Source organism: Rhodopirellula europaea 6C (genome assembly GCF_000338295.1).
Classification (GTDB): domain Bacteria; phylum Planctomycetota; class Planctomycetia; order Pirellulales; family Pirellulaceae; genus Rhodopirellula; species Rhodopirellula europaea.
The window spans coordinates 48,911-60,393 of the sequence record NZ_ANMO01000097.1 but is presented as its reverse complement, the minus strand read 5'-3'; the positions used below and the strand labels follow the sequence as shown (position 1 = coordinate 60,393).

Below are 11,483 nucleotides of genomic sequence, written 5' to 3'. Positions count from 1 at the left end.
CAATGAACGCTTGGGAGAGAGAATTCCATTCAGAACGCGGTGCAGCGATCAAACGTTGCACCGCGTTCTTTCATTGCGATTCGATGGCGTAGAATCTGTTTTTCAACTGGCCAAACCGACATCGAATGAATTCAATGGCTTCCAAGACAAACATCGACATTCGCTGCTTCATCGTTCTAGCGATGTTGGCTTTGAACGCGAGCCTCTCGGTGGCTGCGGATCAAATGCCTTCCAATTGGATCGTGAGCGAAACGGGAACGAACGTCAGCCTTCGTAGTCTCTCCGCAGTGGATGATGAAGTCATCTGGGCCAGTGGTGCGGCGGCGACAGTGATTCGCTCGACCGATGGTGGCGAGACTTGGAAAGCGTGCGGCCCGGAAGGATACGGCGAATTAGAATTCCGCTGCGTTTGTGCGTTCAGTGCAAACGTTGCTTGCATCGGAAGCGCGGGAACGCCAGCCGTGCTGTTGCGGACCGAAGACGGCGGAGATTCCTGGATGGAAACCTATCGCGCCGAATCAAACGCAGCGTTCTTTGACGCGATGAAGTTTTGGGATGCGGATCGGGGAATGGCCTTCAGCGATCCTGTCGATGGTCGATTGTTGGTTGTGGAAACCAAGGACGGTGGCAAGTCATGGCAGAAGTTGAACACGCAGCTCCCACTCGCACGCACTGGTGAAGCCGCCTTCGCGGCCAGCAACTCCTCTTTGCTGCTCGGCGAGGATGGCCGACTTTGGTGCGGAACCGGCGGAGCTGAATCTGACACCAGTCGCCTGTACACTCGCTCGGGTTGGAATGAACCATGGGTTACCGTCAACGCCCCCATGCCAAGCTCGCAGGCATCAGGCATTTTCGCGATTTGTCGCGGTCCTGAATCCGACGGTCACGACGGCTCTGGCCCATTGGTGTGCGTGGGCGGCGACTACCGAGCGACCGAGACTTCCGAAATCACCGCCTGCATCAGTCATGACGACGGTAACTCTTGGCGGACCATCGCGGAGCAACCAGCCAGCTTTCGTAGTGCTGTCGTCTCCATCCCCGCGGACAGTTCACAAGCAAAAGGCATGATCGCCGTTGGTCCCGCGGGAACTGACTTTTCCGCCGATGGAGATACATGGCAGCCGCTCTCGGACACCGGATTTCACTGTCTATCGGTCGGAAAAACCCAGATTTTTGCCTGCGGCTCAGACGGTCGCTTCGGCCGACTTCAATAAGCGATTCCGGCGAACCCGCGGACTGACACAGGTGACAATCCCCACAATTTCGGGGGCTTGATTATGCTGGGGGGCATGAACCGTCTTGATGCTTCCACGACCGCTTCTGTCCCGTCGGGTGAAACCGATGCGAAGGCCGTTTCAACGCAAGAAACGGTTGAGCGAATCGCGAAGGAGTCACGTGATCGAGCGGACTTTCTTCATCGCATGGCGATGCACTTGGCGAAGGCATTCAACGCGTCAATCGTGGCCGTTCAAGACTCGACGTTCCCGCAACCCCGCATGCTCGTTCGCGACGAATCCATCGCTGCAAGACTGGACCGCGATCGGCTGAGAGAACAATTGGGTGTGGTCACGCCATCAGTGGCCGCATGCGAAATCGCATGGAACGATGGCGAACGGTCGCCTCAGCCGTCTGCGTCCAAAGTCACGGCGTTGGGTGTCGAGCTTTTGCCGAACCCGCTGTTCGCGAAGGTCTTGATCATCCATGACTCACAATTGCCAGCTGCACAAATGCTCTCTGCCATGAAATCGCTGGGAGACATCGCCACCGCGACGCGTCAAACGATGAATGCGGCGGATGCACAATCGGACGATCAGCAACCGGGTTCCCAAGCTTTGTCGGTTCCAGATGCTGGCTCCACATCGATCACGAACTCCTTTGATACTTCCCGCGGAATCCGAACGGCTCTCCGAGCATTTCATACCGACTTGGATCCCACGGCGACCGCGTATCGCATCGCGTCGGAACTGCCTCGCTTGTTGCCCTGCGAACGTTCCGTCGTTTTGCTCGCCAAAAATCCGACAGCTCATCGGCCTCGATACCGAGTTGCCGCAATCAGTGGTTCATCGGTGATTGACCGTCGCTCACCATTGGTTCGCTCGATGAATCAATTGGCCGACGCCGTTTCGGTTTTGAAGCGACCTTTGATTTTGCCACCGTCGACCGACACGGATGCAATCGATCCTGCATCGTTGTCACCGCAACTGGTTCCACCGCTCGAAACATACTTGGACGAATCCGGTGTGTTGTCGGTGACGATAATCCCGCTCTTCGAATCAGTCGATGACACGCTGGCTGCCGCGGGTGTGAACTCATCCAATGAATTGGATGAGGAGGCTCGCGAAAAACAACGTCGCCAATCGATGCTGATTGCCATGCTGATGCTGGAAACGTTTTCGGGTGAGCCAGCAAGTTCGATCTCACCCGCAATGGTTGAGGTTGCCGAAGAGTCTTCGTCCGCCATCAGCAATGCAATTCGATACGACAGCGTATTTGCGTTACCAATTCGACGCCCGGCTGCGGCCGCCACTCGCAGAGCGACACGTCACTGGATATTGGCCGGCTGCATGTTGTTGGCCGCCGGATTGTTGGCCGGTTGGTTCATTCGGGTCGATCATCACGTCGTCGCAACCGGGCTGGCTCGCCCCGCGGTTCGCCAAGCAATCTTTGCCGGGATCGACGGCGTCGTTGACGAGTTGAAGGTGAAAGACGGCGATGTCGTTCGGCAAGGTGATGTGCTGGTCCAGCTTAGTAATGCGGAACTCACTCGCGAAGCCGAGGCGTTGTCGGGGCAGCTCACCACAGCCACTCAAAAGCTGAGTTCCGTCCGAGCGATGTTGCTGGCCGCGTCGAACGACTCACGTGATTTAGCCCAGAGCATTCTCGAACAACAAACGCTCGAGAACCAAATTGAATCGCTTAGTAAACGATTGCAAATCAATCGTGAGATGAAAGACATGCTTTCCGTCAAAGCTCCATTTGACGGGCAGGTCGTCGCCTGGCGATTGAACGAACGTTTGAAAGACCGACCGGTGTCTCGTGGAGACCGATTGCTCGCGGTCGTTCAGCGTGAAGGCCCGTGGGAGTTGGAACTGAGGCTAGAGGAAACTCGTGCTGGGGAGGTCATCCGACGACATGCGGACGATCACGGGCTACCAGTTCACTTCGCCATCGAAACAAGACCAACCGAAACCTTTCACGCGAAGATCTCCGCAATCGGCGGAGTCGCTCGCAAACGTGCTGACGGTCGGAACGTCGTGGACATCATCGCCGAGATCGATGACATTCCAGAAGGCGGTTTTCGCGGTGATGCGGAAGTCACCGCAAAGATCGTTTGCGGACGTCGCCGGTATTTGGCCAGTGCGATGGACGACGTGGTCGCTTGGTTCCACCGCAACGTATTGTTTCGGTTTCGGACATGAACGCGGGTGTCAGTTCATCAACTCAGCGTCCGTTGGGAGTGCACCACAAGGTCGGCCTAAAAGCCGTCCGAGTTTCGCATCGTCATTCGGGATGGGTGGTCGTCCATGATGCGATCGCGGGCCAGCATCACCGACTTCGCGAAGACGAATACTTCTTGCTGACATCGCTGGACGGGCAATGCAGCCTGGATGATCTGCGAGATCTGTATCAGGCGCGCTATCCGAACCGTCGCGTTCGGTCCAACCAAATCAACGCGTTGCTGTTCCGCTTTCACGAAAGTGGCTTGACGACCAGTCAATCCGCGATGCAGGGCGAACCGTTGCTTCAACGAGCGGATTCGGATCGGCGACAAAAGCGTTTGGCGATGGCGTCGCAGTGGTTGTTCATGCGGTTTCCTGGAATCGATCCGGCACCGGTCATGCGAATCCTGATGCCGGTCGTTCGTCCGTTGCTGACTCCACCTGGCTTGATCGCTTGTTTGGCTTTGGTCGTTTCGGCGGCCGTGATGATGCTAGTGCATCGCCAGCGTTATCTCGCGGAGTTGCCCGCATCTCACGAATGGCTAACGTTCCAAAACGCAATGATTTTGGCCGCCGTCGTCGCGCTCACAAAAGTCGCTCATGAATTGGGGCACGCGGTTGTGTCAGAGCGATTTGGTGCAAAGTGTCGATCGATCGGCCCGATGCTGCTCGTATTCACTCCCGCGTTGTACTGCGACACCAGCGGTTCGTGGATGATCCCCAGTCGCTCGCGTCGAGCGGCGGTTGCTTTGGCGGGCATCGCCACAGAAGTCCTGATCGCATCCATCGCGGCTTGGGTTTGGCTGCAAACACCTGAGGGACTGACACATACCGTCGCATCGCACGTGATGGTCGTTTGTGGAATCAGCACCATTGTTTTCAATGTCAATCCGCTACTGCGATACGACGGCTATTATTTGTTGTCCGATATGACCGACATGCCCAATTTGGCTCAACGAGGCCAGCGGCGCTGGGGGCGTTTTCTTTCGAGAGTCTTCTTGGGAGTCGAAACGGGGGCTCCCAACGAACCCGAGGATGGCTCGGCGTGGTTGCTAGTCTATGCGGTCGCTTCGCTTGCCTATCGATGGATTCTGATGGCGACCATCATTGGATTCATATGGATATCATTAAGACCCTATGGACTCGAAATCATCGGTCAAATGCTCGCATTGGTCGTGGCAACCTCCATGGTTTGGGCCGGCTTGGTACCACTGCGTCGTTTTTGGAACAATCCCGTGAACCGCAGAAACATTCGTCCACGACGTGCATTGGTTTGGTGCGTCTTGCTTGCCGCGATTGGCTTCGCCGGAACGGTTCCGTTGCCTCGCCACGTCTACACTGCCGTCCGTCTTTTGCCGGCACAAGAAACTCGCGTGCATCTGACATCGCCAGGCGTTCTGAGGCAAATCCATGTTGAACCTGGCCAAAGCGTCCGCCCCGGCGATGTTTTGGCAGAGCTCTCCAACCCAGAAATTGAGCTGCAGGTTCTCGATGCCAAAAGCGAAGTTCGGGAACAAACGTTGCGTTTGGAAGGATTGCGCGCGTCGCAAACGTTGGTCCCAGAAGCCAGCTCGCAACTACCCACCGCGGAAGCGTTACTGGATGAAATGCGAGACCGCCTGGCAGCGGCTGAGCGGCGACGCGAGTCGCTAACAATCACCGCTCCGTGCGATGGCATCGTGATGGTCGCTCAAAGCAATCCGCAATCCGCATCGGACACTGCCCTCGACGCCGATGCCAATCCGCTGGAGATCGGGCCTGCATTGAATCCGGCGATGGATCGCACCGCCGTCCGTTTGGCATCATGGTCAGGCTATCCCACCGCCATAGAGAACAATGGGTGCTTGTTGGAAGCGGGGACTGAATTGCTGAGCATCGCTTCGCTGGAGGAAGCAGCCGATTCATCGTCTACCGACCCATCGCGAAACAATTCCGTTCGCTGGCGGGCTGAGGCAATCGTTCCATCCGTCCAAAGACATCGAATCTCGCTCGGCGATGAAGCCGTGATGATTCGCGACTCCTCGCCCAAACAAATTTTTCGCGGTCGCGTCGTTCAGATCTCAGAAGAAACCTACGATCCTCGAATCGACGCTCCCCGCCGTGATCACCATCGGGCTGATCGAACGACCCGAACGCCGGGCACCAGCTACGTCGTTGAGATTGCAATCGACGATTCCGCCACGGCACCCTCCACTTGCGTCGCGGGAGCCTCTGGCCGAGTAAAAATAGTGGTCGATTCGGCTTCGGTTTGGCAAAGAATCTACGAACTCCTTTCAAGTTTATTTCGTTTCAGATAACAGCGTTTCGCCCGCCCATTCCTGGACTTTCGTTGTCGGATTGATACAATGGATTGCCCACCTTTCTGGCGACGCCCCCCGCAGATAGGCTTTGCGAAACGCACAGTCTCGTCGTCACCCACCTACACCGAACAATCGTTCTTCTAGGAGAAACCCCTTTGAATATCCGTCCGCTGATTGCTGGCACCGCTGCCGCTTGTGCACTGACCGCATCGATGGCCATGGCCGAAACCGGAACGTTGAAAATGCGTTTCGTCTACGACTCCGATAACGCTCCCAAAGTGGAGTTGATCGAACCCAACAAAGACATCGCTTTCTGCGGCAAGCACGAGATCCCCAACGAAAAGCTATTGGTCGACTCCGAGACCAAAGGCATCAAGAACGTGTTGGTCTATGTCTACACCGGTCGTGGCGGAACCAAATTGGATGACGTCGCCGCAAAGAATGAGACTCACGAGTTGGCCAACGACAAATGCCGCTTTGAGCCCCACTACGTGATCGCACAAACGGGTGACACGCTGAAAATCACCAACCCTGATACTGTCGGTCACAACGCGAATTTGAATTTCTTCGCGAACAAGGCCGAGAACTTGATGATCCCAGCTGGTGCTGACAAAGAAGTCGCTTTGGAAAAGCCAGAACCGGCTGCCATTCCAGTCGAATGCAACATCCACCCTTGGATGCGTGCTTACGTCGTGGTTCTGGAACACCCCTACGCTGCCGTCAGCGGTGAAGATGGAACGTTGACCATCGAAGGCATCCCAACCGGCGAAGTCATGTTTCGCGTTTCGCACGAAGCCGGCAAAATCGATGAAGTCAAGATCGATGGTTCGAAGGAATCATGGCGTCGCAGTCGCTTCGAGCTGGACATCAAACCCGGCATGAACGATCTGGGCGACGTCTTGGTCCCAGCAGACGCTTTGTCGCTGTAAGACCACACCGCCAAATCAAACATTCGATCGGCGTCGTTTTCGAAACGACGCCGATTTTTTGCGCACAGACATTTCCCTCGAACCCTTTCCCGCCAACAGGGTCTTCTCTCGCACCGATTCACTCGCACAAGAAAATTCGCGAATCGAGGTCTCCCCGATCAGGTTCCTCGGCGGTTTCCGTACCAACGAATTTGCATGCGGTCGCAATATTGATAGCCTCGCAAGGTTGCCATCGGTTCCAACCATGGACGTGCGGTGTCCAGCTGTTCGACCGAGATCCCTTGCGGCATCAAATACACGGAATCCGCTGAGATCTCCAATTGCCGCACAACCTCATCGATCTCAGGCAATTCATCGGCCGAATCGACCACAAATTTGACCTGGGTCGCTTCTGCGGATTGAATCAATTGCTTCATCGTGTTGATCGGCAACCGCCTCTCAGCGTGCAGTTTTGCCCAACGCGGATGATCTTTTTCATCCGGGGTGCTGGCCCGTAGCTTGGGGCTGAGCGACAGCAGGTCGCATCGCACGCCAGGGTCGACGGTGCCAGCGGTTTCGATCGTCACGTGATTCCCCGCGACTCGCAATTGATCGATCAAGCTGACGATGCCCTTAGCGATCAACGGTTCACCACCGGTCAACACCACGTGCTTGACGCCTGAATCCGCGACCAATTGCAACAAGTCGTCGACGGTTAGCCTCGCGCCCTCGGGCTTCCAAGACGCGTAAGGCGTGTCGCAGAACCAGCACCGCAGATTGCAGCCACTGGTCCGGATGAAAACGCTTTCGGTGCCGGTCAATTCGCCTTCGCCTTGACGACTGACGAAGGTTTCTGAAATCAGCAGCGACGATGCCGGGGCGCATGAGTCCCCGGGGGTTTCCGCCGAGTCCTCAGCGGGTAAAACATCGACTGGATGATCGACCGATTTCAAACGACACCGCGTTTCTAGAAGTGAACCAAACCACGTGAGCGACACAGCCTCTTTTCGAGACACTCTCGAAGTTTTTGAAAACCCCGCCCCGACACGAAATTTCACGATCGAGCATCATTGCCCGGAATTCACGTCGGTTTGCCCGAAAACGGGACAACCCGACTATGGAACGATCGTTTTCACGTACGTTCCAGACCGTGTCTGCGTGGAGCTGAAGAGCTTGAAAATGTACTTGCAGAAGTTCCGCAACGAAGGAATTTTCTACGAGCAAGTCACCAACCGAATTCTGGACGACTTTGTCGCCGTCGTCCAGCCTCGCAAAGTCACCGTCGAGAGCAAATGGACGCCACGCGGCGGCCTGAACAGCAACATCATCGTGACTTACCCCGACGAAGCGTGATCTGATCACGGCACGAATTTCCCGTCCCTCCCCACCAAACCCGCCTGCGCCATGTCCTCCGTCATTCTGTCTGGTTTCGCCGACGAATCCGCCTTCTCGAAAAAAGCCAACGAGCAATTCGCTGCTCTGGCCGCCATCGGCCTTCAGCACTACTCGATCCGTTTTGTTGATGTCGGAAATGGCATCAAAAACGTGATGGTGTTGGAACCTTCTGAAATCGAGACGCTTCAGAAACTGCACAAAGAATACGGCATGTCGGTCAGCAGCATTGGCTCGCCGATTGGCAAGGTGAAGTTGTTGGACGTCGAAGACGGAACCGCGAATAAGTTCATCCCATTCGAAAAGTACCTCGCCGAAGACGTGCAGATCGCCTGCAATCGAGCGGAAGCGTTCGACTGCAAATTGCTTCGCGGTTTCTCGTTCTATCACCCCAAGGGCACATCACCCGAAGACCACATTGATCAGGTTTCGGACCAACTCGGACAAATCGCTGAAGCATGCGACAAACGTGGTTTGACGTTTGGTCTGGAAGTCGAAGCCAACTTGGTCGGGCAGACCGGCGACCTGCTCGCCGCGATCGCTGAAAAGGTGAACAACCCGGCCCTGGTCACTATCTTTGACGGAGCCAACATGGTGATGCAGGGACTGACATCGGATCAGGTGTACGCCCAGTACGAAGCGTTGAAACCATCGCTCGGTTGGTTGCACATCAAGGACTACAAAGACCCATCGCTGAATGGCCGCGTCGATCACGTCGATGAAGAATCCGCCAGCCACTTTGTGCCTGCCGACCAAGGCGACAGTTCCCACGAACGAATCTTCGAGGACCTCAAGACATTCCTGCCGACGCTCGCGGACCGCATGTCACGTCGCGGCGTCGAAGGCATTTACCTGGACCTCGAACCCCACGTTCGCGGCGGCGGCCAATTCGGCGGTTTCAGTGGTCCCGATGGATTCGGCATCGCCGCTCGCGGGTTGTGCCGCGTGCTCGACAAAGTCGGCATCGACTATCACCTGCGAACGTTCGAAGATTTGGAAGCCGCCAAAGCTCAACAGGCCTGAGCCCAAGCCGGCGACGGAGCCTTCGTCGTCCAAGAGCAATCTCCCACTTCACGTAGGACGGGCACTCTTGCCCGTCCACACAACGAACCGCCTTGCTCCAGTGTCGGTCAAGAGTGGCCGACCTACGTTGGGAACGCTGTTTGGCGTCTGATCAGGATTCCAAACGCAGGATCGTGGTGCCCAGTGGCGGCAAGGTCACTTCGATGCTGTCCGGACGAGCGTGGTGCTCAATGCCGGTCGTTTGGCATCCGGGATAGTTGCCCAGGTTCGATCCGCCGTACGCTTCACCATCGCTGTTGAAGATCTCTTTCCAGAAACCTTGTGCCGGCACTCCAACGCGATAGTTGTCTCGAGGGACGGGCGTGAAGTTGTTGCAAACCAGGATCGGTGGATCGCCTTCGGCTCCCTTTCGCAGGTAGACCAAGACGCTGTCTTCCGCGTTTTGAGCGTCAATCCACTCGAAGCCATCGCCCGTGAAATCATGCCAGTGCAGGGCTGGATTTTCAATCACGACCTCGTTCAAATCCGCGACCAGTTGCTGAACACCGCGGTGCGTGTCGAAGTCGAGCAATTCCCACTGAGGGCCGTCGTCCGCGTTCCATTCGGTCCACTGTGCGATTTCACCACCCATGAAGAGCAACTTCTTGCCGGGGTGAGTCCACATGTAGCTGTACAGCAATCGCAGGTTGGCGAATTTCTGCCACATGTCACCCGGCATTTGGCTGATCAACGATCCTTTGCCGTGAACGACCTCATCGTGCGACAACGGCAACGTGAAGTTTTCGGTGAAGGCATAGATCAGACTGAACGTCAGCTCGTTTTGATGGAACTTGCGGTGGATCGGCTCATTCCGCATGTAGCTCAACGTGTCATTCATCCATCCCATGTTCCACTTGTAGGTGAAACCGAGACCGCCGTCGTACGTTGGCCGAGAAACGCCGGGCCACGCGGTCGACTCTTCCGCCGCCGTGATCACACCGGGGTGATTCTCATGAACCGCGATGTTGAAATCACGCAGGAAGTCGATCGACTCGAGGTTCTCACGTCCGCCGTAACGGTTGGGAATCCACTCGCCGTCTTCTCGGCTGTAATCCAAGTACAACATGGATGCGACCGCGTCGACTCGCAGACCATCGATGTGATACTTGTCCAACCAGAACAACGCGTTGGCGATCAAGAAGTTCTTCACTTCGTTGCGACCGAAGTTGAAGATCATCGTGCCCCAATCCGGGTGCTCGCCCTGACGAGGATCCGCATGCTCGTACAACGCCGAACCATCGAACTGACGCAGGCCGTGATCGTCTTTGGGGAAGTGAGCGGGAACCCAATCGATCAACACGCCGATGCCGTTTTGGTGCATGTGATCGACAAAGAACATGAAGTCTTCGGGCGATCCGTGACGACTAGTCGGCGCGTAGTAGCCGACGCTTTGGTAGCCCCATGACCCCGTGAATGGATGCTCGCTGATTGGCATCAATTCCACGTGTGTGAAATTCATGCGGTGACAGTAGTCAACCAATCGTTTGGCCAAGTCGCGATAGTCCAACCAACCGTGGGTGCGGCCGGGGCCTTTTTGCCAGCTGCCCAAATGAACTTCATAAACGTTCATTGGAGTGTGCATCGGGTCCATCTCTGCCCGTTGCTGCAACCAATCCGAATCATTCCACGAGTACGTGTTGATGTCCGTGATAATATTCGCGGTCAGCGGTGGCAACTCGGCGGCGAACGCCAACGGGTCGCACTTATCCATCCAATGACCGTGCTGGGTCTGAATTCGGAACTTGTACTTCTGACCAACCGTCGCGCCAGGAAGGAACAACTCCCAAATTCCGGTCGACTCGACGGGCTGAGCGACATGACTGCGTCCGTCCCAACCGTTGAAATCGCCGACAACTTGAACCGATCGAGCATTGGGTGCCCACACGGCGAAGTTGACGCCTTTAACGCCGTCGACTTCGCGGAGCTGTGCCCCCAGTCGCTCGTACAACTGGTGGTGGCGACCTTCACCGATCAGGTAGCGATCGAGGTCGCTGAAGATGCTGGGGACGGTGTAAGGAGACGTCGTCTTCATTTCTTTACCGGTCTTGTCGATCATTTGCAGTCTGGACATGGAGGGCTTGGTGATGGGCTCATCGCAGATCGCTTCGAAGAATCCGCCGGGATGCAACCGTCGCATGGGACGTCGCAAACCGCTTGCCGAATCGATCAGCCACACGGATTCGGCGTTGGGTTCCAAAACGCGAACGGATGTGGCTTCTCGCCCCCGATAGTTGACAGGGTGACGGCCCAACAAACTACCCGGGTTCGCCACACTGCCATCAACGAGTGACTGAATGGTCGATAATGAAAGCTGCGAATTCATGGCTGGACTACGAGTGAATTGATAGAAATGAGTTCAAAAATGCGAAAACAGGCCTGGA

The 11,483-nt window shown here is 56.1% G+C and carries 8 protein-coding genes; 6 read left to right on the top strand and 2 right to left on the bottom strand.

The window, feature by feature from the left end:
* Positions 1–125 precede the first annotated feature (125 nt).
* The 4 genes from RE6C_RS08840 (at position 126) to RE6C_RS08825 (ending at position 6,669) form a co-directional block, all read left to right on the top strand.
* A complete protein-coding gene (locus RE6C_RS08840; protein ID WP_008655760.1) occupies positions 126–1,214 on the top strand; it encodes a sialidase family protein in 1,089 nt (362 codons plus the stop codon).
* Between the two features lie 75 nt (positions 1,215–1,289).
* A complete protein-coding gene (locus tag RE6C_RS08835; protein WP_008655759.1) occupies positions 1,290–3,419 on the top strand; it encodes an efflux RND transporter periplasmic adaptor subunit in 2,130 nt (709 codons plus the stop codon).
* Positions 3,416–5,737 carry a biotin/lipoyl-binding protein gene (locus RE6C_RS08830; RefSeq protein WP_008655758.1) on the top strand — a complete coding sequence of 774 codons (2,322 nt, stop codon included), beginning with the start codon at positions 3,416–3,418 and terminating at the stop codon, positions 5,735–5,737. Before RE6C_RS08835 ends, RE6C_RS08830 begins: the two co-directional genes overlap by 4 nt.
* A 158-nt stretch (positions 5,738–5,895) precedes the next feature.
* Positions 5,896–6,669 (top strand): methylamine utilization protein, encoded by a 774-nt coding sequence (locus RE6C_RS08825; protein WP_008655757.1) that lies wholly within the window; start codon positions 5,896–5,898, stop codon positions 6,667–6,669.
* A 158-nt stretch (positions 6,670–6,827) separates the two neighbouring features.
* Here the strand turns inward: RE6C_RS08825 and RE6C_RS08820 are convergent, their stop codons facing one another.
* Positions 6,828–7,646: a 7-carboxy-7-deazaguanine synthase QueE gene (locus tag RE6C_RS08820; RefSeq protein ID WP_039961638.1), complete on the bottom strand. Its 819-nt coding sequence runs from the start codon at positions 7,644–7,646 to the stop codon at positions 6,828–6,830.
* On the opposite strand from RE6C_RS08820, the gene RE6C_RS08815 reads away from it, so the two are divergent.
* On the top strand, positions 7,636–8,001 hold the full coding sequence (locus tag RE6C_RS08815) for a preQ(1) synthase (protein WP_007324336.1): 366 nt from the start codon (positions 7,636–7,638) through the stop codon (positions 7,999–8,001). The two genes, RE6C_RS08820 and RE6C_RS08815, sit on opposite strands and share 11 nt — an antisense overlap.
* 51 nt (positions 8,002–8,052) lie before the next feature.
* Entirely contained in the window at positions 8,053–9,063 is a 1,011-nt protein-coding gene (locus RE6C_RS08810) for a sugar phosphate isomerase/epimerase family protein (RefSeq protein WP_008655752.1), read from the top strand.
* 151 nt (positions 9,064–9,214) lie between these two features.
* On the opposite strand, the gene glgB is transcribed toward RE6C_RS08810, so the two are convergent.
* Positions 9,215–11,425: a 1,4-alpha-glucan branching protein GlgB gene (gene glgB / locus RE6C_RS08805; protein ID WP_008655751.1), complete on the bottom strand. Its 2,211-nt coding sequence runs from the start codon at positions 11,423–11,425 to the stop codon at positions 9,215–9,217.
* Positions 11,426–11,483: the final 58 nt, after the last annotated feature.

Excerpts from the sequence above, each read along its gene's own strand:
- RE6C_RS08810 (WP_008655752.1), top strand. The coding sequence starts at position 8,053 with ATGTCCTCCGTCATTCTGTCTGGTTTCGCCGACGAATCCGCCTTCTCG.
- RE6C_RS08835 (WP_008655759.1), top strand. The coding sequence starts at position 1,290 with ATGAACCGTCTTGATGCTTCCACGACCGCTTCTGTCCCGTCGGGTGAA.
- RE6C_RS08830 (WP_008655758.1), top strand. The coding sequence starts at position 3,416 with ATGAACGCGGGTGTCAGTTCATCAACTCAGCGTCCGTTGGGAGTGCAC.
- glgB (WP_008655751.1), bottom strand. The coding sequence starts at position 11,425 with ATGAATTCGCAGCTTTCATTATCGACCATTCAGTCACTCGTTGATGGC.
- RE6C_RS08840 (WP_008655760.1), top strand. The coding sequence starts at position 126 with ATGAATTCAATGGCTTCCAAGACAAACATCGACATTCGCTGCTTCATC.